The 24,103-nt window shown below is 57.3% G+C and carries 21 protein-coding genes; 13 read left to right on the top strand and 8 right to left on the bottom strand.

Features of this window, described 5'->3' with window-relative positions; genetic code table 11:
- Together KF827_RS17600 and KF827_RS17595 are read right to left on the bottom strand one after the other, a co-directional pair.
- On the bottom strand, positions 1–351 hold a 351-nt coding region (locus KF827_RS17600; RefSeq protein ID WP_291008196.1), incomplete at its 3' end, for a PAS domain-containing protein.
- Between the two features lie 354 nt (positions 352–705).
- Positions 706–2,193 carry an aldehyde dehydrogenase gene (locus KF827_RS17595; protein WP_291008202.1) on the bottom strand — a complete coding sequence of 496 codons (1,488 nt, stop codon included), beginning with the start codon at positions 2,191–2,193 and terminating at the stop codon, positions 706–708.
- A 246-nt stretch (positions 2,194–2,439) separates the two neighbouring features.
- Between KF827_RS17595 and KF827_RS17590 the strand changes: the two genes are divergently transcribed.
- The gene (locus KF827_RS17590; RefSeq protein WP_291008193.1) at positions 2,440–3,192 is read left to right on the top strand and encodes a gamma-glutamyl-gamma-aminobutyrate hydrolase family protein; all 753 of its coding nucleotides are present in this window, start codon (positions 2,440–2,442) and stop codon (positions 3,190–3,192) included.
- A gap of 189 nt (positions 3,193–3,381) precedes the next feature.
- Here KF827_RS17590 and KF827_RS17585 read toward each other — a convergent pair whose 3' ends face one another.
- Positions 3,382–3,621 carry a hypothetical protein gene (locus tag KF827_RS17585; RefSeq protein WP_291008205.1) on the bottom strand — a complete coding sequence of 80 codons (240 nt, stop codon included), beginning with the start codon at positions 3,619–3,621 and terminating at the stop codon, positions 3,382–3,384.
- On the opposite strand from KF827_RS17585, the gene KF827_RS17580 reads away from it, so the two are divergent.
- From KF827_RS17580 to KF827_RS17530, 11 genes are all read left to right on the top strand, one after another.
- On the top strand, positions 3,529–4,701 hold the full coding sequence (locus KF827_RS17580) for a glutamine synthetase family protein (RefSeq protein ID WP_367273150.1): 1,173 nt from the start codon (positions 3,529–3,531) through the stop codon (positions 4,699–4,701). The genes KF827_RS17585 and KF827_RS17580 overlap by 93 nt on opposite strands.
- A 16-nt stretch (positions 4,702–4,717) precedes the next feature.
- Positions 4,718–6,199, top strand: a complete 1,482-nt coding sequence (locus KF827_RS17575; protein WP_291008190.1) for a glutamine synthetase family protein — start codon at positions 4,718–4,720, stop codon at positions 6,197–6,199.
- A 24-nt stretch (positions 6,200–6,223) separates the two neighbouring features.
- Positions 6,224–7,090, top strand: coding sequence for a phytanoyl-CoA dioxygenase family protein (locus KF827_RS17570; RefSeq protein WP_291008188.1), 867 nt, complete (start codon positions 6,224–6,226; stop codon positions 7,088–7,090).
- 28 nt (positions 7,091–7,118) lie between these two features.
- Positions 7,119–8,873 carry an ABC transporter substrate-binding protein gene (locus tag KF827_RS17565; protein ID WP_291008185.1) on the top strand — a complete coding sequence of 585 codons (1,755 nt, stop codon included), beginning with the start codon at positions 7,119–7,121 and terminating at the stop codon, positions 8,871–8,873.
- A 21-nt stretch (positions 8,874–8,894) separates the two neighbouring features.
- Positions 8,895–9,836 (top strand): ABC transporter permease, encoded by a 942-nt coding sequence (locus tag KF827_RS17560; protein ID WP_291008182.1) that lies wholly within the window; start codon positions 8,895–8,897, stop codon positions 9,834–9,836.
- Positions 9,836–10,678: an ABC transporter permease gene (locus KF827_RS17555; RefSeq protein ID WP_291008179.1), complete on the top strand. Its 843-nt coding sequence runs from the start codon at positions 9,836–9,838 to the stop codon at positions 10,676–10,678. Before KF827_RS17560 ends, KF827_RS17555 begins: the two co-directional genes overlap by 1 nt.
- A 4-nt stretch (positions 10,679–10,682) precedes the next feature.
- Positions 10,683–12,293: an ABC transporter ATP-binding protein gene (locus tag KF827_RS17550; RefSeq protein WP_291008176.1), complete on the top strand. Its 1,611-nt coding sequence runs from the start codon at positions 10,683–10,685 to the stop codon at positions 12,291–12,293.
- Between the two features lie 22 nt (positions 12,294–12,315).
- Complete coding sequence (ggt, locus tag KF827_RS17545) at positions 12,316–13,926, top strand: gamma-glutamyltransferase (RefSeq protein WP_291008174.1); 1,611 nt, start codon at positions 12,316–12,318, stop codon at positions 13,924–13,926.
- Between the two features lie 19 nt (positions 13,927–13,945).
- Positions 13,946–14,791: a nitrilase-related carbon-nitrogen hydrolase gene (locus KF827_RS17540; RefSeq protein ID WP_291008172.1), complete on the top strand. Its 846-nt coding sequence runs from the start codon at positions 13,946–13,948 to the stop codon at positions 14,789–14,791.
- A 92-nt stretch (positions 14,792–14,883) separates the two neighbouring features.
- On the top strand, positions 14,884–16,161 hold the full coding sequence (gene gabT / locus KF827_RS17535; RefSeq protein WP_291008170.1) for a 4-aminobutyrate--2-oxoglutarate transaminase: 1,278 nt from the start codon (positions 14,884–14,886) through the stop codon (positions 16,159–16,161).
- 98 nt (positions 16,162–16,259) lie between these two features.
- Complete coding sequence (locus tag KF827_RS17530; RefSeq protein WP_291008168.1) at positions 16,260–17,462, top strand: TIGR03862 family flavoprotein; 1,203 nt, start codon at positions 16,260–16,262, stop codon at positions 17,460–17,462.
- A gap of 9 nt (positions 17,463–17,471) precedes the next feature.
- On the opposite strand, the gene KF827_RS17525 is transcribed toward KF827_RS17530, so the two are convergent.
- The 5 genes from KF827_RS17525 to KF827_RS17505 all read right to left on the bottom strand — a co-directional run bounded on the left by KF827_RS17525 (position 17,472) and on the right by KF827_RS17505 (position 23,539).
- Positions 17,472–18,503 carry an aldo/keto reductase gene (locus KF827_RS17525; protein WP_291008166.1) on the bottom strand — a complete coding sequence of 344 codons (1,032 nt, stop codon included), beginning with the start codon at positions 18,501–18,503 and terminating at the stop codon, positions 17,472–17,474.
- A 97-nt stretch (positions 18,504–18,600) separates the two neighbouring features.
- Positions 18,601–20,706, bottom strand: a complete 2,106-nt coding sequence (locus KF827_RS17520; RefSeq protein ID WP_291008164.1) for an ATP-binding protein — start codon at positions 20,704–20,706, stop codon at positions 18,601–18,603.
- Between the two features lie 30 nt (positions 20,707–20,736).
- The gene (locus KF827_RS17515) at positions 20,737–21,114 is read right to left on the bottom strand and encodes a response regulator (protein ID WP_291008162.1); all 378 of its coding nucleotides are present in this window, start codon (positions 21,112–21,114) and stop codon (positions 20,737–20,739) included.
- Positions 21,115–21,230: 116 nt separating this feature from the next.
- Positions 21,231–21,878 carry a response regulator transcription factor gene (locus KF827_RS17510; protein WP_291008160.1) on the bottom strand — a complete coding sequence of 216 codons (648 nt, stop codon included), beginning with the start codon at positions 21,876–21,878 and terminating at the stop codon, positions 21,231–21,233.
- Positions 21,879–22,042: 164 nt separating this feature from the next.
- Entirely contained in the window at positions 22,043–23,539 is a 1,497-nt protein-coding gene (locus tag KF827_RS17505; RefSeq protein WP_291008158.1) for a CoA-acylating methylmalonate-semialdehyde dehydrogenase, read from the bottom strand.
- A gap of 128 nt (positions 23,540–23,667) precedes the next feature.
- On the opposite strand from KF827_RS17505, the gene KF827_RS17500 reads away from it, so the two are divergent.
- Positions 23,668–24,103 (top strand): LysR family transcriptional regulator (locus KF827_RS17500; protein WP_291008156.1); only part of this gene is annotated, 436 nt, incomplete at its 3' end.

Raw genomic sequence — 24,103 nt, 5'->3', positions numbered from 1 at the left:
GACGCGCCGCGCCATCGGACCGAAATCGATCTTGTTGAATTGCAGTTCCCAGGCATCCGAGGTGGGCAAGCGGCGGAAGCGGCCTGCGGCGATGACGGGTAGGCTGCGGCCATTGGGGCGGCGCAAGGCCAGCTCCATTGGTGGCAGGCGGGCATCTTGCGGCGGATTGGCGAGCAAAGCACGAATCTCGCGGGCGGATTCGGCGGTGTAGATAGATTCCAGCGGCTTGCCGATCACATCCTGGGTAAGCTGGCCGCTCAATTCGCATTGCGCTTGGTTGACCCAAACCACGATGCCCTGCGGATCGATCACATCCACCAGGATCACGCCGCCATCGCCACTGCCGGACACATCTTGCAGGCGGGCAATCGAAGTTGGTTGTTGGTCGCCTCGAAGTGCAACTGAAAAGGGCGGCTGAGCGTCGCTGCCTAGTGTCATGGCCGGCCCCGGCCATGAGCGATATGGGATACGGAATCTAACTGTGCGGCAAAGTCGCTGAAAATCAAATTTTTCACCTTGGCCAGGCCACAAGGATGCCACGGAAACATAGGCAGCGCCATAGCACAGCCTATGGCCCAGATAAGCAAGCCGCATGCCGCAAGCAATCCATGGCGGATCAAGCAGATAGCCCCCACCTTAGCCTGCTGCATTTCTGCTGCGCGCGATAATGCAGCGGGCATGCGGCAGAAATGCAGCGGGCAGCGATCAGGGGGATAGGGCAATCCAGGTGGTTTTCAGCTCGGTGTATTTCTCAAGCGCATGCAGGGATTTGTCTCTCCCCATGCCGGATTGCTTAAATCCGCCGAAGGGCACGGTCAGATCATCCACGTCGTAACAATTCACATAGACCATGCCGGCGCGAAGCGCCCGGGAAGAGCGGATTGCGGTGTCGATACTGCCGGTCCATACCGCAGCGGCCAGGCCATACATGGTGTCGTTGGCGATCTGCAATGCCTGCTCCGGTGTATCGAAATACAGAACAGAAAGCACCGGCCCGAAAATTTCTTCCTGCGCGATGGTCATTCGCGGCGTTACGGCATCGAAGATGGTGGGTTCCACATAAAACCCGCCGCTATTCGAGCGCGTGCGCTGGCCGCCCAGCAGCAGTTTGGCGCCTTCGCCTTTTCCGATCTGGATGTAATCCAGCACGCGCTGCATGTGGCGCTCTTCCACCAACGCGCCGATGCTGGTAGCGGGATCCAGCGGATCGCCGGCGGCTTTGGTGCGGGCCACCTGCATCAGCTTTTCCATGAAAGGTTCGGCGATGCGGCGATCCACCAGCAAGCGCGATCCGGCATTGCAGATTTCACCCTGATTGAAAAAGATCGCGCTGTTGGCGGCCTGTGCTGCGCGGTCTAGGTCCGGGCAATCGGCATGGATGATATGCGGGCTTTTACCGCCGCATTCCAGGCCAACGCGCTTCATGTTGGATTGCCCTGAATATTGCAGAAACAGCCGGCCAACCTCGGTGGAGCCCGTGAAACCCACGGCGTCGATATCCATATGCAGGCCGATAGCCTTGCCGGCTGTGGGGCCAAGGCCAGGTACAACATTCAGTACGCCGCCAGGCAGGCCGCCTTCGGCAAATAATCCAGCCAGGCGCAAGGCGGAAAGCGGGCTCTGTTCGGCAGGCTTAAGTATCACGGAATTGCCAGCCGCCAATGCAGGCGCCAATTTCCACATTGCCATCATCAAGGGGAAATTCCACGGCACCACGGCGCCAACAACACCCACCGGCTCGCGAGTGATAAGCGCCAGGCTGTTTTGCGGGGTGGGGGCGATTTCGTCGTAAACCTTGTCGATGCATTCGGCAAACCAGCGTAGCGTGGCGATACTGCTGGCCACATCGATGGACAAGGCATCCGAAATCGGTTTGCCCATATCCAGGGTTTCCATCAATGCCAGTTCTTCCGCATGGGCCTCCATCTGGTCGGCCACAGCCAGCAATACGCGCTTGCGCTCTGCGGGGTTTTGGTTGCGCCAGCGGCCATCCTCGAAAGCAGAGCGTGCGCTACGCACTGCCGCATCCACATCGGCGCTATCGCAGCTGGCCACGGTGGCAATAATGCGGCCATCGATCGGGCTGATACAGGGCATGGTGGCGCCGGATATGGCATCCACATAACGGCCATCAATGAAGGCCTGCCGGGGCAAGGCCAGATCGCGCGCCTTCGCATGCCAATCGATACGCATGGTATTCATTGCCAACGGCCTTCCTGAATAATTGCCAAAAAATCCAAGCCTTCAATCCAGCAAGTTCTATGCCGCGCTCTGGCAGAAGAAAAATATGCAGTTTGCCGATGCTGCCTGCTGCGGCATTGCAACGCTGCGCGAGAAAATGCAGCAATATTTTGGAGTCACGATAAGAAAGACTGGCAAAAGTCGTTGGCGCAGATATTGCTGTTATGTCCAGATTTATGCGTAAGACGGGGAAAGACGATGACGGTTAGATTGCCGCTGGTCGGGTTGATTGGTGATATGCGCATGCTGGATGGCATGCCCTATCACACAGTGGGGGATAAATACGCGCGAGCGGTCATCCAGGCTATGGATGCTGTCCCTGTATTGATCCCTGCATTGGGTGGCAACGAGATCGGCCAACATGCATTGCACAATTTTGATGGCCTGATTTTTACCGGTAGCCTCTCCAACGTGCATCCGTCGCGTTATGGCGCCGAGCCGAGCCAAGCCGCCGAACCCTATGATATGGACCGCGATCAGCTGGCCTTTCCGCTAATCGATGCCGCGATCAATAGCGGCATTCCGTCCCTATTCATTTGCCGTGGATTTCAGGAATTGAATGTGGCTTTGGGCGGTAGCTTGGTGCCAGAAGTACATGCGCTGCCTGGCCGGATGGACCATCGTCGCCCGAAAGTGCCCGATATCACTGCGCAATACCTGCCGTCTCACCGGGTTACCCTTACGCCCGGGGGCATGCTGCAAACTTTGCTCAAGAGTGAAACTGCGATGGTTAACTCACTGCATTATCAGGCCGTGGATCGCCGTGCCGCGCGCCTGCTGGTCGAGGCTGTGGCTGATGATGGTACCGTTGAGGCGGGCCGTGTGGCCGAGGCCCCTGGCTTCGCGTTGGGCATGCAGTGGCATCCGGAATATGACGCAATGGGCGATGCTGTGTCGCGGCAGATATTCTCCGCTTATCGTAAGGCGCTGCATGATTTTGCATGCCGATAGGTTGCAGCAGTATTGCAACAAACGATGCGGCATCGCTGCGGCCAAACCCCGCTCAATCAATGAAGCAGTGATAAATCCCTGTAAATAAAGGCGCCCGCGAGTTGGCGCGATTCATGCTTTGCCTGTCGTCATCGCAATCGCGGGGGATCAATAAGCGATGACGAAGAGGATGGCGTGAGTAATAAGGATCTATCTGCTTTCGGCGATGCACTGCGCCAGCGCGGACTTAAAACGCTGCATGTAGTAACGCCCGATCTGGATGGTGGATTGCGCGGCCGCCGCCATGCGATCCGAGAAAAAGGCGCCCCGCTTGGTCCGTCGGCCAGCTTTTGCAATGTGCTGTACGAATGGGATGTGGCAGACAAAGTGTTCGGCGCCGGACCTTTCGTTGGAGAAGCGATATCCCTCGACACTGAATCGGTGCGCCATTACCCTTTCGAAGCGAAAGCGGCCTGGATTCTCGCGGATTACGCTGGCCCTTCGCTGGCTTATAGCCCAAGGGCATTGCTGGCGCGCCAGATTGAGGCGGCTGCCGGCATGGGCTTGCAGGTGCAGGCCGGCTTTGAATTTGAGTGGTTGGTTTTCGACGAAACTCCAGAAAGCCTGCGCGCTAAGAATTATACCAACCTCACACCCTGGGCGCCGGATAATCGTTGCTGGGATGCGCTCAGCGCTTCCATTCATGCGGGCCTGATCTACGATCTTCAGGAAACCTTGAATGCAGCGGAAGTGTCGCTGGAAAATCTTGGCATGGAGCTTGGCCCTGGTTGCATAGAGGCAACTTTGGCAGCCACGGATGCCATGCGGGCCGCAGATGATGCGCTGTTTTTCAAACAAGTGACGCGAGCATTTTTTCGGCGGCATAACCTCAGCGCTTGCTTCATGGCGCAGACGGATATCAGCACGCCTGGCCTTTCCGGCCATATTCACTTGTCGCTGCATGATGCAGCTGGAAATGCCCTGTTTCGCAATAAGGATACCCGTGCGGTGTCGCAGGCAGCGCGCTGGTTCATCGGCGGCGTTCTGAAATTGCTGCCTGAATTTCTGGTGTTGCCGCTCCATACGGTGAATTCCTACCGGCGATTGTCGCCTGGCAATTGGGCACCGCGCACGGCCACCTGGAGTCTGGAAAACTATTCCACGGCCATTCGCGCGGTGAGCGGTGATCATGATGCCGCGCGGCTGGAGTTTCGCACGCCGGGCTCGGATGTAAATCCTTATCTGGGTATGGCGATGTTTCTGGCGGCTGGCCTTTGGGGTCTGCGCGAAAAGATCGAGCCGCCGCAGCCGGTGCAGGGCGATGGCCGCCTGGAAATACCGGTCGGCATGCAGACCTTGCCGCACGATCTATTGCTTGCGTTGCAGGCATTCGAGTGCAGTGCCATGGCGAAGGATTTGTTGGGAGAGGAATTTGTTGCGCATTTCGTGCAATCGCGACGTAACGAATCCGATGCCCTGAGGCGCGCAGTAAGCGCGACTGAGCGCGCCCGCTATTTCGAATATGTTTGACAACGAGGGAATCTAGATGTCGAAGACCGTTACCGATATTCAGGCTTATGTGGATGACGAGAAGCGCAAGGAACTAGTCCGCAAGGTACGTGAGAAGATTGATGCTCTGGGCATCGAGCATATCTATTTCCAGTTCATATCGGTAACCGGTCGGGTCATGGGTAAGGCAGCGCCCACGCCGCATTGGGAGGCGTTGGCCAACAAGGGCGTACAGCTATGGTATGGCGCTGTGGCCGATGTGTGTGTGGATCGCCGCGGTGAATATATCGGTTATTCCGCCAATGCCGCCGAATTGGTGGCGTTGCCAGATCCGGAAACCTTCTGCCAGTTACCCTGGAACAAGAAGGTGGCGCGCGTATTCTGTACCTTGTTCCGCAATCGCGAGGAAGCGGAAGCCCCAGGCGCCTATCTCACGTCGGATTGCCGCGGCAATCTGCGGCGCATTCATGAGCAATTTAAGAAAGACCATGGTGGCTTGCATCTCCGTATCGGTTGCGAGCCGGAAATGATGTGGCTGAAGCGCGGTCCGGATGGCAAGTTCGCTGGCGGCACTACGCGGCCTTTTGCCTATCACATCGATCAGTTCGAGCAGCTTTCGCCCGTTATCATGCGCGTGAACGAGTATGCCCGTGCCATGGGCCTGGATATGATCCAGAGCGATCATGAAGATGCCCCCGGTCAGCTCGAGCTGAATATTACGTTCGACGACACTTTGCGCAATGCGGATCGGCTGATCACTTACCGGCAGATCTGCGCTCAGGTTGCGCGCGAGTTCAATCTGATCGCCACCTTCATGAGCAAACCTTTCATGGGCGTCTCGGCTAATGGCTGCCACCACAATGTTTCGCTTTGGACAGGCGGCCAGGATGAAGTCAATCGCCTAAGATATACCGACGAATTGCCGGGTATGGATGAGGTTTTCTCTTATCGTCGTGGCGGGCAGAATGAATTTCTGCGTCCCACCAATGAGTGGATGCCAGCGCAGGTGGGACTGCATTGTATCGGCGGTATGATGCAGCACCTCAATGCACTCACCGCTATTGGCGCATCCACAGTGAATTCCTATCGTCGCCTGAGCGACCTAGGCTTCTGGGCACCGGTATATGCCGATTGGGGCTTCCAGAATCGCACTGTTGGCGTTCGCGTCTCGGCGCCGGGTCGGGTGGAGTACCGCGCGGTGGATTCTATGGTGAATCCATATCTGATGTCGGCCGCATTGTTGAAGGCGTTCAGCGATGGCTTGACCAACAAGATCGATCCGGGGCAACCGGAACAGCGCAACATTTACGAGGCGATGGAAGCCGGCAAACAGGTGCGGCGCCTGCCTAGCCATCTGGCGGCGGCATTGGACGCATTGGAAGCCGATCCGGTGATCGGCTCGGCATTACCTGGCGACATGCTGAAGGTATTCATGCATTACAAGCGCGATGAATGGGATCGCTTCATCGCCACGGTAACCGAGTGGGATTTCGATCGTTATCTGGAAAGCATCCCCTGATCTGATTGCAAGCAGGAAATCATCATGCTGGAATTAAGCAAGGCACAAATCGAGCAATATCGCGAGGAAGGCTTCCTCATCCTGGATCGTATCATCGATCCGGCGGATGCTGCCAAGTTGAAGGCGCGCTACGAACCGCTTTTCGATAAGGCGGAGTATGAGACTGGCCTATGCCCCGATGAAGTGAACAAGCCCCAGGGCAATCCGCCATATACGCAGCAAATCTGCAATGGCTGGCGCGCTGATCTGACGGTTGCCAGAATCGCGCTGAGCGAACAGATCGGCAAAGCATGCGCCCAGCTTGCTGGTTGGCCGGGTGCTCGCGTGCAGATCGACAACCTGTTATGGAAACCGCCAGGCGGCCGCGCTATCGGTTTTCATCAGGATAGCGCCTATCTTTACTGGCTCGATAAACCCGACATGACAACCTGCTGGATTGCGCTGGATCAAACCACTGCCGAAGGCGGTTCGTTGATGTATATCGTTGGATCGCATCGCTGGGGCGAAGCCAAGCCGATTCTGCAATTCCATGGGCCGGAAGATGATCTGCGCGAGGCCCGTGAATGGGCTGAGAATCTCGGGTTGGAATTAAAGTTGGTGCCGATTGTGGTGCCACCGGGTGGCGGCGCTTTCCATGATGGCTGGGTTTGGCATGGTTCGCGCGTGAACAAGACGGAAAATCCACGCCGCAGCATTTCGATCCATACGGTATCAAGTGAGGTTCGTTACAACCCGAACAGTCTGAATATCGGTACAGGCCCGGTTTATGGCCGCTATATGCGTTTCGGTACGCTGGATGTGGACGATAATTATTTCCCTGTCACCTGGCATCAGGATGGCAAGCGCACCAAGGGCCTCGATCATTACCTGACCCATGGCTATCGGGCCTGATGATACTGAGTGCTGCGAATCCGCGTCGATGCTGCGCAAACGCCACATCGACGCGGTTCTTTCAAAAATAAGTATCGGCAACCGCTACATTTATTACGTTTTTCACACTGGCATAGCTTTTGCTCAAGGATTGCAGAGGCAAATGCGTGCCAAGGGTGAAATTCGCAACGCAATTGAAAGAAAAACAAGGGGGTACAGAATGCGATTCCGTTATCTGAACATGTTCATGGGATTGGCGATCGGCGCCAGCGCCGTATTGGCGGGGCCGCTGGCTGCTGAGGCGCAGGAAAAGAAGACGTTGCGCGCTGCGATGCACGCGGGCCTGCGTATCCTCGATCCCTTCATTGGTACCACCTATATTGTGCGCGATCATGGCTACATGATTTACGACACGTTGTTTTCGGTGGACGAGAAGCTGAACGTCAAGCCGCAGATGGTAGATAGCTACGAGGTGAGCACCGATCAGCTTACCTATACCTTCAAGCTGCGAGATGGCCTGAAGTTTCATGATGGCGCACCGGTTACCACCGACGACGTGATTGCTTCGCTGGAGCGTTGGAGCAAGGTCGATGGCATGGGTGGTAAGCTTTTCGGCTTCATCAAGGAACTGAAGGCGGTGAATGCCACCACCTTTCAGATGATTCTGAAGGAGCCTTATGGCCTGGTGCTCACCTCGCTCGGAAAACCCAGCGCAATCGTGCCCTTCATTCTCCCCAAGCGCATTGCGCTAACGCCGCCGACGCAACAATTGACAGAATATGTCGGTTCCGGTCCGTTCCGCTTTGTCACCGAGGAATACCGCCCTGGTGTGAAGGCTGTGTACGAAAAGAACCTGGACTACAGGCCGCGCAGAGAGCCGGCCAATGGCATGTCGGGCGGCAAGGTGGTGAAGCTTGATCGCGTGGAATGGCTGATCATCGGTGACGCGCAAACCACCGCGAATGCACTCATCAAGGGTGAAGTGGATATGTGGGAGCGTCCGTCCTACGATCTGCTGCCCCAGGTGAAGAAAGACAAGAATATCGTTATCACCAACCGCAATCCGCTCGGCGAAGGATCACTGATGCGGTTGAATTGGCTGCAGCCGCCTCTGGATAACGTGAAGGTGCGCCAAGCCATTCTGCATGCCGTTTACCAGGAAGATTATCTGGCGGCACAAGTGGGTGACCCGGAATATTATCGCCTGTGCGGTTCGATGTATGGCTGCGGCACGCCGCTGGAATCCGATGTGGGCGCTGTACAATTGAAGAAGCCTGATATCGCCAAGGCAAAAAAATTGCTGGCCGAGAGTGGTTATAAGGGTGAAACCATCACCATCATGCAGCCAATGGATGTGGGTATCATCACGCCGCTGGCACCGGTAACCGTGCAGGCCCTGCGTGCTATCGGTATGAAGGTTGATCTGCAGGCGATGGATTGGTCCACTATGATGCTGCGGCGTGCCAACAAAGGCCCGGCCGATCAGGGTGGCTGGCATATTTTCCACACGGCTCAGGCTGTGCCGGATCAGATGAATCCGGTTGCCAACAATTACCTGCGTGGCGATGGAGCTTTCTTCGGCTGGCCGAATGATCCGGAAATCGAGAAACTGCGGGATGCCTTCTCGCGTGAAGTCGATCCGGTTAAGCAGAAGGAACTCGCTGTGGCCGTGCAGAAGCGTGCTTACGAAACTGTACCCTACATCCCGCTCGGCCTGTATATTCAGCCCCCGGCGCACCATAAGAACATCACGGGTTTCGTTATCGGCCCGGCCACGGTGTTCTGGAACGTCGAAAAGAACTGAGTAATTCCGGATCGTTCAGGAATGTTGCGCCTTATCGCCTCCCGCCTGGTTGCTGCCATCCCTGTCATGGGGATGGTGGCAATCCTGGTTTTTTTGATGCTGCGCCTCGGCCCGAGCGATCCGGCTCTCATTCTCGCCGGCGATACGGCAACGCCGGAAGCCGTGGCGGCCATACGTGCCGGCCTCGGTCTGGATAAGCCGCTCTGGTATCAATTCCTGGTTTGGATCGGCCAGTTGCTTTCGGGTGATTTCGGCTTGTCGGTATTCTCCCGGCAGCCTGTGATCGATATGGTTTTGCAGCGTATCGAGCCTACGGTTTCACTGGCCTTTACCACGCTTGCCTTGTCCATCGTTATTGCGATCCCCGCTGGTGTGCTCGCTGCCTGGCGGCATGATAGCTGGCTCGATCGACTGATCATGACCTTCTCGGTTCTCGGCTTCTCCATTCCGGTATTCGTGCTTGGCTATATCTTCATCTATCTGTTTGCGATGCAGATGGATTGGTTGCCCGTGCAGGGCTTTACGCCGATCGGCGCGAACCTGCCGAACTTCTTGCGCCAGATTGCTATGCCCACTCTGGCGCTCAGCTTTATCTACATCGCGTTGTTTGCCCGCATCACCCGTTCGGCGATGCTGGAGGTGTTGCGCGAGGATTATATCCGTACAGCTCAAGCCAAGGGCCTGCCAGAATCCGTGATTCTGGTGAAGCATGCCTTGCGGAATGCGGCTGTGCCCATTGTTTCCGTGATTGGTATAGGCTTCGCATTAATGATTGGCGGCGTGGTCATCACCGAGACAGTATTCAACATCCCGGGTATCGGCCGTTTGGTGGTGGATGCTGTTTTGGCCCGCGATTATCCGGTCATTCAAGGGGTGATCCTGCTCCTGTCCGGCGTATATGTGTTGATCAACCTGCTGACGGATATTGCTTATATTTTGTTGGACCCGAGGATACGGTATTGATGCGCGGGTTCTTCCAACACGCGGCTTTCCGCAACACCTCGGTATTGATTGGCGGAAGCCTGCTGCTTGTGCTGCTGATCGCAGCGCTTGCAGCGCCGCTGCTGTCGGCTTTCGATCCGTTGCAGATCGCGCCACGCTTCCGCCTGAAGCCGCCGTCCGAGGAATTCTGGATGGGTACGGATGTTTATGGACGCGATATCTGGACGCGGGTGCTTTATGGCGGTCGCACATCCTTGCTGGTCAGCGCCTGTGTTGCTGCGGTGGCGCTCACCTGCGGCATGTTGATCGGTTTGGCGGCAGGTTATTTCCGCTGGCTGGATGGGGTGGCAATGCGCGCCATGGATGGCCTGATGGCAATTCCTGGCATCTTGTTGGCGATTGCGCTGGTAACGCTTTCCGGTGCCACGCTGCTAACGGTGATCATTGCCATCGTAATCCCGGAAATCCCCCGCGTGGCACGTCTGGTGCGGGCGGTCGTATTGTCTATCCGAGAAGAGCCTTATGTGGAGGCAGCGATTGGTCTTGGTACGCCTTCCTACAAAATCCTGTTCTGGCATATCATGCCAAACACCATTGCGCCGCTTATCGTGCAGGGCACGTATATCTGCGCTTCAGCCATTCTCACCGAAGCAATTCTCAGTTTTCTGGGGGCGGGCCTGCCAAGCGAGTTGCCCACCTGGGGCAATATCATCGCCGAGGGCCGTGCGGTGTTTCAGCGCGCGCCCTGGACCATCCTATTCCCTGGGATGATGCTGGCCATCAGCATTCTAGCCGTAAACATTCTTGGCGATGGCCTGCGGGATACCCTGGATCCGCGCATGCAAAAGCGGATGGGAAATTGAGCCAATGACCACCCAGCCCGTGCTCAGCATTCAGAATCTTTCGGTTTCTTTGCCTCGCGGCGGGGATCGCGATCTTGCTGTGCGCAATCTGTCGCTGGATGTCAATCCCGGCGAAATCGTATGCCTGGTGGGCGAATCCGGCTCGGGAAAATCGGTTACCGCTTCTTCGATCATGCGGCTCAATCCGCTGCCTGTGCAGCAAGGCCGCATCTTGTTGCAAGGCGAAGATGTTCTCCAAGTGAAGAAGAAGCGACTGCGCGAATTGCGTGGTACGCGTATGTCGATGATTTTTCAGGAGCCGATGACGGCCTTGAATCCGGTGCACCGGGTGGGCGACCAGGTGATCGAGGCGTTGAACACCCATGGTTGGAAATCTGGGCGTGATGGCCGAAATATGAGCGCTGCTGCGGCGGTTGAACAGATGTTTGGAGATGTGCGGCTGCCGGAACCGGCCGGTATCATGCAACGTTACCCGCATCAGCTTTCCGGAGGTCAGCGCCAACGCGTCATGATTGCCATGGCTCTGGCCTTGCGGCCATCATTGTTGATTGCCGATGAACCGACCACCGCTTTGGATGTGACCACACAGGCGCAGATACTCAGCCTGTTGAAAGAGTTGCAACGTGATCGTGGCACGGGCGTGCTGTTCATCACCCATGATTTCGGAGTGGTGTCGGATATTGCCGATCGCGTTGCTGTGATGCGTCATGGTGAATTGGTGGAACAGGGGGGCGCCGAACAGGTGCTGCGTAATCCGCAGCATGATTATACCAAGCTGTTGATCAAGGCCGTGCCGCGCCTGGTGCCAAAACAGAAGCGGACGAGTGATGCGGCGGAGGTGCTGGCGGCTCGCGGGCTTAGCAAGGTCTATCCGGCGGCATCTGGCGGAAAACCCCATCGCGCAGTGGATGCCATCGATCTTACCCTGCATAAAGGCGAAACATTGGGGGTTGTTGGTGAGTCGGGTTCCGGCAAGTCTACCGCAGCACGGTGTCTGTCGCGCCTGATAGAGCCGACGGCAGGGCAGATCAATCTCGATGGAGTCGATATCGCGCCGTTAGGCGTTCAATCTTTGCATCCTTATCGGCGGCGAATTCAGTTGGTTTTTCAGGATCCCTATCGTTCGCTGAACCCGCGCCGTAAGATCGGGGATTCTATTATCGAGGGCCCGTTGAATTATGGGGTGTCGCGTGATGCTGCTTTACAGCGCGCGCGCGGCTTGTTGCAGACTGTGGGCCTTGATGCCGCTGCATTTGATCGCTTCCCGCATCAATTCTCCGGCGGCCAGCGCCAGCGCATTGCAATTGCGCGCGCCCTTGCAATGGAGCCGGAAATCCTGGTGGCTGATGAGGCGGTCTCAGCGTTAGACGTATCCGTGCAGGCGCAAGTACTCGAACTCCTCGAATTTATTCGCGATACAATGAATATTGCGATCCTGTTCATCACCCATGATTTGCGCGTAGCAGCCCGGCTTTGCGACCGCATTGCTGTTATGCAACATGGGAAGGTGGTGGAACTGGCCGATACGGCTACATTGTTTGCCTCGCCCGAGCATGAATACACCCGTCAATTGCTCAGCGCTTTGCCTGGGCGCGAATGGCTGGGCGGGGTCTAACGAAATGATGGGAAGGTAGGGAATGTCGAAGTCGGCAATGATTTCTGCGCCTCAGCCGGAAGCCGTGGATGCAGGAGCGGAGGTGCTCAAGGTTGGCGGTAATGCCGTCGATGCAGCCATTGCCTGCGCTTTTGTGCAGGGTGTGGTTGATCCGCTGATGACCGGGATTGCAGGCTTTGGCAGCATGGGCATCTACAGCCCATCGCATAAATTTCATGGTTATGTGGATTTTCACGCGCCAGCGCCGGCCGCTGCCCGGCCGGATATGTGGGCTGACCTGATCGAAGCTGAAACCCGTGATGGTTTTGGCTTCATTCTCAAAGGCCATGTGAATGACCTTGGCTATCAGGCAGCTTGCATTCCGGCTGCATTGAAAGGCTATAGCGAGGCGCATGCCCGCTTCGGCCGCATGCCTTGGGCCGAGGTTATCGCACCTGCAATAGATTGGGCCTTGCGTGGTTGGGTGGTGCGACCGCATGTGCATTATTTCTGGTCGGCGGAAGAACAGCTTGGTCGTCAGCCAAATCCGCAGCGTCTTGCCTATACCAAGACCGGCCGCACATTGTATTGCCGGCCTGATGGTTCGCCCAAGCAGGTTGGTGATGAGGTGATCAACACGGATTACGCCGAAACATTGCGCGTCATTGCCCGCGATGGCGCGGATGCGTTTTATCGCGGTGATATTGCCGCCCGTATCGATGCCGATATGCGGGCGCAAGGCGGGCTGATCCGCCGTGAAGATTTGGAAACCTACAAGCCGATCTGGCGCGATCCGCTCTGGGGCAGCTATCGCGGCTATCGGGTGGCCACCAATCATCCGCCGGGCGGCGGTTTGATGTTGCTGCAAATGCTGAATGTATTGGAGCATTTCGATTTGCGCGCACTTGGCCATAATTCCGTGGCTTATATAAAGCTGTTGGCCGAAGTCATGAAGCGGGCTACTGCCGACAAGGATGCCAAAGTGGGCGACCCGGCTTTTGTGCAGGTGCCGGTGGCTGAGCTTACATCCAAGGCCTATGCCGAAGAACAGGCAGCTTCCATCAAGCGCGGCGAGATTGCACGTGTGCCGCGCTTCAATAGCGGTTTGCCGGCCAAGGATACCACGCATATTTCCATCGTGGACCGCGATGGTATCTGCGTGAGCATGACGCATTCTCTGGGCATGCCATCGGGCGCGATAACGGATGGGCTGGGCTTTATGTATAACGGCTGCATGGGCGTGTTCGATCCGCGGCCAGGCCGGGCTGGTTCGATCGCACCGGGCAAAAGCCGTTTCAGTTCTATCTGCCCCAGTATTGTATTTCGCGATGACAAGCCTTGCCTGGTGATTGGCGCGCCAGGCGCTACGCAGATTGCCATGGGCGTTCTGCAAGCCACTTTGAATGTGTTGGACTTCGATATGACCATGACCGAGGCAGTGAGTGCGCCGCGTTTCTCGGCTACCAGCGATGCTATCGATGTATCCAACCGCATTTCTTTTGCCGCGACACGCGAACTCGAGGCGGCCGGTTATGATGTGATCCGCTCGCCACACCCTTTCGGTTTCGCCGCCATTCACGGCATTCGTATAGATGGCGACCGCTTGGATGGCGGTGCTGATCCGGGCCATGACGGTATGGCCCTGCAGGTTTGACGTTTTTTCAGGAGGTTGCATGTCTAAGAATCGCAATGTCACGGTATCGATGATCCAAATTTGCGCGGATGATGATGATCGCGCAGCAAATGTGGCAAAGGTGCTGGAGTATCTGAGAATTGCCGGCGACCGAGGCTCGCAGATCGTAGCATTGCCTGAAGTGTGGACAGGCACTGGCTTTAGCCGTGATGGGCGCTTGAAAGAGATTGCCGATACGATTCCAGGCGATGTAACTGGCGCATTATCGGAAAAGGCTCGCGAATACGGCATGTATATCGTCGGCTCGATCTACGAGAAAGGTGAAGATGGCAAATACTACAACACTGCGCCAGTGATCGGCCCAACCGGCGATGTGGTGGCCAAGTATCGCAAGACCCATCTTTATGACGGCGAAGGCCGCGTGGATTTGCCTAGTATTCTCAATGAATCGCGCAAAGTTTCTGCTGGCGACCAATTCACGCTAGTGGATAGCAATATCTGTCGCTTTGGCGTGGCGATCTGTTCGGATATCCGCTTTCCGGAAATCTTCCGCCAATATGCCCTGTCGGGTGCGGAGATGGTAATCCTACCCACGGCTTTTCTGAGCCCGCGGGTGGATCATTGGGAATTCCTGATCAAGGCGCGGGCCTGCGATAATCAGATATTCCTGGTCGCCACGGGCATGGCCGGTAAGGAAAAGCATTCAGGCATCGCGTATGTGGGGCGTAGTGCGGTGGTTGATCCATGGGGTGTTGTGCAGGCTTGCTGCAATGATCGGGAGGTTTGCACTACCACCGTGGTAGACCTGGATTATGTGCGCGAGGTGCGCAGCTGGTGGCCGCTCAACCAGCAGCGCCGTCCGGAAATGTATAAAGCTTTGGTCTAGACCCGCCTGCCAAAACAATCCGGCCTAGAAGAATCCGGGCATGCCGCATGCCCGGCCTGCCTCTGTTTGCTTGCCGTATAAAGGAAACCGCCATGAGCACCAATGCCGAATTATTTAAGCGTCGCCAGGCCGCCATAGCGCGCGGTGTGGGCAATACCACGCCACTTTCGGCCCAACGTGCGGTGAATTCCGAAATATGGGATGTGGAAGGCCGTCGCTATGTGGATTTCGCCGGCGGCATTGCTGTGCTCAATACTGGCCATAGCAATCCCACGGTGGTGGAAGCTGTGCAGGAACAGCTTACGCGATTTTCGCATACCTGCTTCCAGGTGATGCTGTATGAACCCTATATCGAATTATGCGAGAGGTTGAATGCGCTGGCGCCGATAAGCGGGCCGGCCAAATCGATTCTGTTTTCGACTGGTGCCGAAGCCACCGAAAATGCCATCAAGATCGCCCGCGCCGCCACCGGCCGCAATGGCGTGATTGCCTTTACCGGCGCTTTTCATGGCCGTACGACTTTGGCCATGAATCTTACCGGCAAGGTTCTGCCCTATAAAAAGGGCATGGGCAGCTCATTGCCGGAAATCTGGCATGTGCCGTTTCCGATCGAGGCCCATGGCGTGAGCGTGGCCGATGCTCTGCGCCATATCGATTTTCTGTTCAAGGCGGATATTGCCCCTTCGGCAGTGGCTGCCATCATTGTCGAACCGGTGCAGGGCGAGGGCGGTTTCCATCAAGTGCCTGCTGATCTGATGCGCGCATTGCGGCAGATTTGCGATGCGCATGGCATTATGCTGGTCGCCGATGAAGTGCAGACCGGTTTTGGCCGCACAGGCAAGATGTTTGCCATGGAGCATTACGACATTTCTGCCGATATCATCTGTGTGGCCAAAAGCATGGCCGGCGGCTTCCCGCTTTCAGGTGTGATCGGTAAGGCCGAAATCATGGATGCCGCCGAGCCTGGTCGCTTGGGCGGCACATATGCAGGCAATCCGCTGGCCTGTGCAGCGGCCTTGGCGGTGTTGAAGGTATTCGAGCGCGACAAGCTGGTGGAGCGCGCCAATGTGATCGGTGAGCGGCTGAAGGATCGTCTGCGCGCCTTGGCCAAGCATAATGCCCTGGTGCCAATTGCGAATATTCGCGGGCCCGGCGCCATGGTGGCGTTCGATATCGTCAAAGGCGATAATCGTGATCAACCAGATCCCGACACCACCAAAAAGGTGATTCAGGCTGCGTATGAGGGTGGGCTCATCCTGCTTTCCTGCGGAACTTTCGCCAACACGATCCGTATCCTGGTGCCGCTGACGGTGCAAGATGACGTGCTGGAGGAAGGTATCAGCCTGGTGGAGCGCGCCCTGGCTCTCTGAAGAAGTCAAAAAAACAGGCATATTGACCAAGTGCGGCGGGCGGGGTATCGAATGCCCATATCCGCAGATGGCGCCGGATCGTCGCCAGTAATGGGCAAATGCCTGAAATGAATAATCAGACCGTAGCCATCATTGGTGGCGGCCCGGCCGGGCTGATGGCCGCCGAGGTGGTTGCCGCTGCGGGCATTCGTGTGCGGTTGTTCGAGCGGATGCCCAGTGTGGGGCGTAAATTCCTCATGGCCGGGCGTGGCGGCCTGAATATCACCCATTCCGAACCACTTGATGCATTTCGTGCACGCTATGGCGAAGCGGCATGCTGGCTCGCGCCCTACCTTGAGGCTTTCCCGCCTTCAGCTCTGGTTGCCTGGTGCGCAGCGCTTGGGCAGCCGACCTTCATTGGCAGTAGCGGACGGATTTTCCCTGAAGCCATGAAGGCAAGCCCATTGTTGCGGGCCTGGCTGAATCGTTTGGCTGGTATGGGAGTAGAGATCGTTACGCGCGCTGAGTGGACGGGTTTTGACGATGCCGGCATGCTGTTGTTTAAGGACGGTAGTAGGCAGAAGGCTGATGCAGTTTTGTTGGCGTTGGGTGGCGCGTCTTGGCCCCGGCTTGGCGCCGATGGCGGCTGGCAGGCATTGCTGCCCGATATCGCCGTATCGCCATTGCGGCCTGCGAATTGCGGCTTCTACATCGCATGGTCTGATATTCTTCGCCATCGTCATGCCGGAGCCCCGCTGAAGCGTATAGCATTGCGTTTCGGTGATGCGGTGCGGCGTGGTGAAGCCGTTATCACCGCTCAAGGGATCGAGGGCGGCGCGGTTTATGCCTTATCCGCAGCGCTGCGCGAAGCTATTTCGCGGGATGGCCAGGCCATATTGCAGGTGGATTTGCGACCAGATCTGGAGCCAACGGCATTGGCCGAGATTGTAGCCGAGCCTCGGCGTGGCGCTTCTCTGGCCAATTTTCTGCGTAAACGGGTGGGGCTCTCGCCTGTGGCCATCGGCCTGGTGCAGGAGGCGCTGCATAACAGCGCTGCGGCTGAGTCGCTGGAACGTCTGGTGAAATCTCTGCCGCTTGTACTGACCGCACCTTTCGATATTGAACGTGCGATCTCAACGGCCGGCGGGATCGCGCGCGACGCGTTGGATGAGCATCTGATGCTGCGCCGCCGGCCAGGGGTTTTTGCGGCAGGCGAGATGCTGGATTGGGAGGCGCCTACGGGCGGCTATCTGCTGCAGGCCTGCTTTGCCACCGGCTTTGCTGCCGGGCATGGCATAACGGCGTGGCTGGCGCGGAAATAGCCAGCAGGATCAGCGCACGGCCACTGAAGCATCTATGAGTTCATTCTTGCCGCCGGCCAGGGCTTGAGCGCTTTGGGCCACGATATCATGCGGAAAGCCCAGCGGGATCGCACTGGCCGCATCCAACTTTACCATTTGCGCCGGGCTTAGCGTCACGTCCGTGGCGCCGAGATTGTCGAGCAATTGCTCCAAGATGCGTGGGCCCAGGATCGGCAGAACGCCTTTGCTCAGCACCCATGCAATCGCCACCTGACCTGGAGTGGCGCCGGTTTCTGCGGCGATTTCAAACACGCTATCCAGTGTTGCCGTCTTGCGGGCGGTGTCTTCGGTTTGGATCACCACGCCGAGGCCTTGGGCTCGGCCGGTTTCGCCTTTACGGTATTTTCCGGTTAGGAGGCCGCCGCCCAGTGGGGACCAGATCACCGGAGCCAAGCCAAAGGCAGTCGTCATCGGCAGCAATTCGCGCTCGACTGTACGTTCCACCAGGCTGTACTCCATCTGCACAGCGGAGATTGCCGACCAGCCGCGCATTTCGGCCATGGTAACGGCGGTAGCTATACGCCAGGCGGGAAAATCGGATAAGCCAGCATAGAGGATTTTGCCAGAGCGTATCATGTCATCCAGCCCACGAGCGATTTCGTCAATGGGTGTAACGCCATCGGGCATATGCACCCACAGCAGATCTATGCGGTCGGTTTTCAGCCGCTTCAGGCTGGCTTCCACCGATTGCACCATGGCCTTGCGGCTGTTGCCGCTGCTTTGGAGCCCGACACCGGGGCTTGCGCCGAGCGAGAATTTGCTGGCTAGCACAATATCGTTGCGATCCTTGGCGATAAAGTCGCCCAACATCTCTTCCGATTGGCCGAACTGGTATTGATCTGCGGTGTCGATGAAATTGCCGCCAGCATCGCGATAGGTGGAAAAAATCTTTAGCGCTTCATCGCGTTCGGTGCCATAGCCCCAGCCTTTGCCGAAATTGCCAGTCCCGAGGGCGAAGGTGGAAACGCGAAGGCCAGTCCGGCCGAAAATCCGATAGCGCATGATTCTATCCTGCTTGCTGATCGCGTTGGTGCGATATGCAGGAGAATAGAATTGTGAACGCTGCTTTCAATCGAACTGAAATATGCCGATGTCACACCTAGGTATGATTTCCGGACGTGATGCCTGCTGACGCTGGCGGCAAGGAAAAGCAAAATCGAGCGCCGCCAAGCGAGCCATCCTCCACCCAGATGGTGCCGCCATGGTGTTCGATGATCGAACGGCAGATTGGCAGGCCCATTCCCATGCCATCGGGTTTTGTGGTGTAGAAGCTGTCGAACAAACGCGCGCGTTGATTCTCTGCCACGCCGGGCCCGCTATCGTCCACAGAAACCTGGATCCCGCGATCATCGGGCAAGGTGCAGGATACCTTGATCAACCGATGGGGTGTTTGTGTGGAAGTGATGGCTTGAATGGCATTCATTGCAAGATTGACAACAACCTGCTGCAATTGTGTACGATCGCCCAGAACGCCGGGCAGGTCGCTTTCAAGTTCAGTGGTAACGCTGACCCCGCGCGCCTGCATTTCATGGCGTAAAAAAAGCAGAGCCTCCTGAAGCAGGCTGCCGATGGAAATCACAGCCTTTTCCGGAGTTTGCGGCGAGGCCATCAACCGGATGCGCGAGATGATCTCAGCGGCACGTTGGGCGTCGGCGGCCATGCGCCGCATCAATGTGGTGACTTCTGCCGTGTCTGGATTCGGTCGATCGAGCCAACGCAAACCGGCGGCGCCATTGGCGGAAATCGCCGCCAAAGGTTGATTCACTTCATGAGCCAGCGAGGCCGTCAATTCGCCCAACATCGAAATGCGCGAAGCATGGGCAAATTCATTCTGCAGTTTCTCCAGCGCCTTTTGGGCGTTTTTGCGCTCGGATATATCAATCAGGCTAACTAGGGCCAATCCAGCCTCCCGCATGGCCGGTGGTGAAACGAAGGTGAACAGCACATCAAGGCGCCGCCCATCCAATGTTTGCTGGCTGGTTTCGGTTTCAAACCGGGCATCGCTTTTGTAACCTGCGATGAAGGCCTGTCGAAAGCCCTCTGGGTCATCCGCTGGCCAGAAGCGCGAAACCGGGCCGAGCACTTCCGCGTAATCTTTGGCGCCCACGAAAGCTATGCCTGGTTCATTCACATCGGTAACGATCGTCGCTTGCATCGCTTCGGTAATCAATCCTGGATTCTTATGAATATGCTCGGCAATGTCGGTCACGCCTTCGGCTTTCAGGCGTGCATATATCCGTATCACGCCGCTGATATCGAGCTGATAGCATGTGATTCCCATGGAATTGAATAAATTGCGATAACGGGCCTCGCTGCGCCCCAGTTCGGCAAAGGCTCGCTTGCGTTCGCTGATATCGATCACACCCACCAGCAAAGTACCCTTCGCAATCGATTCCAACGGAAAGCAGGCGGTGAACAATCCGTCGAAAATTTCGCCGTTGGTTTTGCGCAGTTTGGTTTCTGTGGAATAATTGGGTTGCCGCGATATCGCCGCCAGAACGCTTTCAGCGTAAACATGAATACTTTCATCGGGCCAGAAGGCATCCAGCGGCAGATTCATTTTACTGCGATCACCATCGGCGAACAGGGCTACGGTCTGATCGTTTACATCAATGATGCGGCTAACCCGCATCATCTCGCGTACGAATTCAGGATGCTTTCTGAAATAGGCAGCGAAATCGGTGACGCCTTCGGCGCGCAATTCGCGCAGCATGGCGCCAACGGGCGTGAAATCTATCTCCCAGAAAGAGGCCGCCATAGCCTGGAACAGGTTGCGGTATCTGTATTCGCTGGCGCGCAAGGCCTCTGCTTGGCCAACGGAACCGACAGCGAAAGCCGATTCCACAATACGCGCAGGGAGGCCCGCTGCATCGCGTTGCAGGGCCCAACGGGTATATACCACGAGGCTTTCCCCCCGCGCGATTACACGCCGGATTTCGCCTTCCCATTTTTCATTGCGGTTTAGCTGCTTCTCGATTTCGGCTATCGGCAGAGGGTAAGTGGACGATAGCAAGTCATCGACCAGTGCGCCAACGGCGTTTTCCTTTGGCCAGCCGTAAAGCGCCTGGCTGCCTTGGCTCCAATGGGTGATGCGGCCATCGGGCGTGCGCATCAGGATGCTCTCATGCACGAAATCCAGCATGTCTGCTTGCGCGGCTTGCGCGCAGTTTAGTTGCGTCTCGTTTGTTGGTGCCGCGCCGGCCATTCCGCCCCCGAAAGCCCGCAGGTATCGTAATTATTCCAGTGCCTGCCCGATGCAGCTTGCCAATTTCTCTGCATCGAACGGCTTCATGAGCACACAAACCGCACCACTTGCCAAGGCTTTCTCGCGCAATTCCGGCTCGCTGCGCGCTGTTATCATGATCACCGGCAATGCCGCCCGCAGATGGGTCATTTTATGCTTCAGTTCAATGCCATTCATGCCGGGCATATGGATATCGGTGATCAGGCAGGCAGATGAAGTCATATCCGGTGAATCCAGGAATTCCTCAGCGGAACCGAAGCCCGAAGCGGTGAAGCCCAGCGAACGTAGCAGGCTGACCAAAGCCAGACGCAGGGATTCATCGTCATCGACAACGGAAATATGGGGGGCAAGATCGGCTTGGTTGGGCACGCGCAGACTCGATTCCTGATGCTGGGATATTGCTCAGCGCAGATTAAACCTGTCGGCAATATAGGCGAGCTGTGATCCCGCGGCATTCATACAGAGGTATGATAGTCGGGCCGTTATCAGTGCGTTGCCTGAGGCAGGCTTTCCGCCATTTTCACCAGGGCCGCCAGGCTGCGGGCCTGCATCTTGCGCATGGCCGCGCCACGATGGATTTTTACGGTGATTTCGCTCAAGTTGAGCTCGGCTGCCACCTGCTTGTTCATCTTGCCGGCAGTGACCAACGCCATTACCTGTTGTTCGCGCGGACTGAGGCTTGCATAGCGGTTGCGCAGGGCCTCGGTCTCTTGGAGGTCTTTACGGCGCTGGCGATCCTTGGCGACGGCGGTGGAAACCGCATCCAGCATGTCCTGATCCCGAAAAGGCTTGGTGAGAAAATCCACTGCACCGGCCTTCATGGCCTGCACCGTCATCGGGATATCGCCATAGCCGGTCATCATCACCACGGGCAGATGGATGCCGCGTTGAGCCAGTGTGGCCTGAAAATCCAGGCCGCTGATACCGGGCAGCCGCACATCCAGCACCAGGCAACCGGCCGTATCCAGGGGCTTGTCATCCAGGAAGGATTGCACGCTGTCATGGCAGCGGGTGTTCAAGCCAACCGAGCGCAGCAGGCTGTCGATAGCCAAGCGCAGGGATGCATCGTCCTCGATGATATGAACGACGGGGGCAGGAGGGATGGGGGCTTTAACGTTTGAGGGATGGACCATTGCAACCTCAGGGCCGGATCGGTGGTATGACTCTACACCACACAATCCGATGCGCCGAGGCAATTTTGCCTATACATAGGTATGATCCTGGTCTCCGCCGGACGGCGCCCCCGGCATTCCCGTTTAAAAACAAGGAAATGCCGGGGCCGGATCAAATCGGCGGTTTATTTCATCGTCGGCATGACGAATTCGGCGCCGGCGCGGATGCCAGTGGGCCAACGTGAGGTGATGGTTTTCAGCCGCGAATAAAACCGCACCCCTTCAGGGCCATGCATATGCATGTCGCCGAACAGCGAAGCTTTCCAGCCGCCGAAGGAATGGAAGGCCATCGGCACCGGGATCGGCACATTGATGCCCACCATGCCCACCTTGATCTGGTTGGCGAATTCGCGTGCCGCATCGCCATCGCGGGTGAAAATAGCAGTGCCGTTGCCGTATTCGTGGTCATTGATCCACTTGGCGGCAGTGGCATAGCTGTCGGCGCGCACCACGGAAAGCACGGGGCCGAAAATCTCTTCCTTGTAGATCGTCATGTCGGTGGTGACATGATCGAACAGGGTGCCGCCGATGAAATTGCCATTTTCATAGCCCTGCAGCTTCAGGCCACGGCCATCCACCACCAGCTTGGCGCCCTCTGCAACGCCGCTATCGATATAGCCGCGCACTTTGTCCAGATGCTGTTTGGTAACCAGCGGGCCCATTTCCGCTTCTGCATCGGTGCCCGGGCCCACGCGCAACGCGCGAACCTTGGGCTCCAGCTTACTCATCAGTGCATTGGCGGTGGCCTCGCCCACGGGCACAGCCACGGAAATCGCCATGCAGCGTTCGCCGGCCGATCCATAAGCCGCGCCCATCAGGGCATCCACGGCCTGGTCCAGATCGGCATCGGGCATGATGATCATATGATTTTTGGCACCACCCAGCGCCTGGCAACGCTTGCCGGTGCGGGCGGCGGTTTCGTAGATGTATTTTGCAATCGGCGTGGAGCCGACAAAGCTGATGGCCTGGATATCGGGATCGAACAACAGGGCATCCACCGCTTCCTTGTCGCCCTGCACCACATTGAATACGCCATCGGGCAGCCCGGCTTCCTTCAGCCAGGCGGCAATCAGCAATGCCGCTGAGGGAACGCGCTCTGAAGGCTTCAGGATAAAACAATTGCCGCAGGCCAGTGCCACCGGAAACATCCACATCGGCACCATGGCCGGGAAGTTGAACGGCGTGATGCCGGCCACCACGCCCAAAGGCTGCCGCACCGAATGGCTGTCTACCTTGCTGCCTACATTTTCGGTCACTTCGCCCTTCAGCAATTGCGGCGCGGCGGTGGCGAATTCCACCACTTCCATGCCGCGCTGAATCTCGCCTTTGGCATCCGACAGTACTTTGCCATGCTCGGCGGTGATCACTGCGGCCAGTTCGTCGATCCGCTGTTCCAGGATGTGCAGGAAAGCGTTGAGGATGCGGGCGCGGCGCAGCGGCGGGGTATTGGCCCAGCCATCCGAGGCCTGCACTGCATTTTGCACGGCGGCGCGCACTTCAGCCGTGGTGGCCAGGGCGACTTCGCCTGATTGCGCCCCAGTGGCGGGATTGAAAACCGGCGCCTTGCGGCCCTGGCCGGCCACCTGTTTACCGCCGATGAAATGGGCAATCGTCTTGGACATGAGAAACTCCCGGAAGCTTGGTTTTTAGAGAAAAATCTAGAATGCTGACTGGTGATTGAACTCTTCCAGCATTATAATTCGCACATCAATCGCAAATTATTAGAAATCATTGTGCGGAAATTAAAGTGATGGATTGGGATCATATCAGGGTTTTTCTGGCCATAGCGCGCCAGGGCCAGCTTTTGGCAGCCGCCAGGAAGCTCGGACTGAACCACGCCACGGTATCGCGGCGGCTGGATGCGCTTGAGGCGGATATGGGCACCCAGCTTTTCGTGCGCCGCCCAGCCGGTTCGGTGCTTACGCCTGCGGGTGAGCGGCTGATGCAGGTGGCCGAAAGACTGGAAGCCGAGGTGCTGGGGATTTCGGAGGAATTGCGGGATATCGAAGCCGAGGTGGCCGGCAATGTGCGTATCGGCGCGCCGGATGGTTTGGGCAATTGCTTTCTCGCCGCCGCTCTGGGTCCGCTTGTGGCGGCCCGGGCCGGATTGGTGGTCGAACTGGTGCCGTTGCCGCGCATGTTTTCACTGTCGCGGCGCGAGGCCGATCTGGCCATCGTGTTGGACC

This window comes from Ferrovibrio sp. (assembly GCF_019636075.1).
Classification (GTDB): Bacteria; Pseudomonadota; Alphaproteobacteria; order Ferrovibrionales; family Ferrovibrionaceae; genus Ferrovibrio.
This window is presented reverse-complemented; position numbering and strand designations above follow the sequence as displayed.

Coding starts and splice junctions, on each gene's coding strand:
- KF827_RS17525 (WP_291008166.1), bottom strand. CDS start 18,503: ATGCGCTATCGGATTTTCGGCCGGACTGGCCTTCGCGTTTCCACCTTC.
- KF827_RS17570 (WP_291008188.1), top strand. CDS start 6,224: ATGCTGGAATTAAGCAAGGCACAAATCGAGCAATATCGCGAGGAAGGC.
- KF827_RS17585 (WP_291008205.1), bottom strand. CDS start 3,621: ATGGCGCACCGATTCAGTGTCGAGGGATATCGCTTCTCCAACGAAAGG.
- KF827_RS17520 (WP_291008164.1), bottom strand. CDS start 20,706: ATGGCCGGCGCGGCACCAACAAACGAGACGCAACTAAACTGCGCGCAA.
- KF827_RS17555 (WP_291008179.1), top strand. CDS start 9,836: ATGCGCGGGTTCTTCCAACACGCGGCTTTCCGCAACACCTCGGTATTG.
- KF827_RS17595 (WP_291008202.1), bottom strand. CDS start 2,193: ATGCGTATCGATTGGCATGCGAAGGCGCGCGATCTGGCCTTGCCCCGG.
- KF827_RS17550 (WP_291008176.1), top strand. CDS start 10,683: ATGACCACCCAGCCCGTGCTCAGCATTCAGAATCTTTCGGTTTCTTTG.
- gabT (WP_291008170.1), top strand. CDS start 14,884: ATGAGCACCAATGCCGAATTATTTAAGCGTCGCCAGGCCGCCATAGCG.
- KF827_RS17560 (WP_291008182.1), top strand. CDS start 8,895: ATGTTGCGCCTTATCGCCTCCCGCCTGGTTGCTGCCATCCCTGTCATG.
- KF827_RS17565 (WP_291008185.1), top strand. CDS start 7,119: ATGCTGCGCAAACGCCACATCGACGCGGTTCTTTCAAAAATAAGTATC.
- ggt (WP_291008174.1), top strand. CDS start 12,316: ATGTCGAAGTCGGCAATGATTTCTGCGCCTCAGCCGGAAGCCGTGGAT.
- KF827_RS17540 (WP_291008172.1), top strand. CDS start 13,946: ATGTCTAAGAATCGCAATGTCACGGTATCGATGATCCAAATTTGCGCG.
- KF827_RS17530 (WP_291008168.1), top strand. CDS start 16,260: ATGCCTGAAATGAATAATCAGACCGTAGCCATCATTGGTGGCGGCCCG.
- KF827_RS17590 (WP_291008193.1), top strand. CDS start 2,440: ATGACGGTTAGATTGCCGCTGGTCGGGTTGATTGGTGATATGCGCATG.
- KF827_RS17510 (WP_291008160.1), bottom strand. CDS start 21,878: ATGGTCCATCCCTCAAACGTTAAAGCCCCCATCCCTCCTGCCCCCGTC.
- KF827_RS17505 (WP_291008158.1), bottom strand. CDS start 23,539: ATGTCCAAGACGATTGCCCATTTCATCGGCGGTAAACAGGTGGCCGGC.
- KF827_RS17575 (WP_291008190.1), top strand. CDS start 4,718: ATGTCGAAGACCGTTACCGATATTCAGGCTTATGTGGATGACGAGAAG.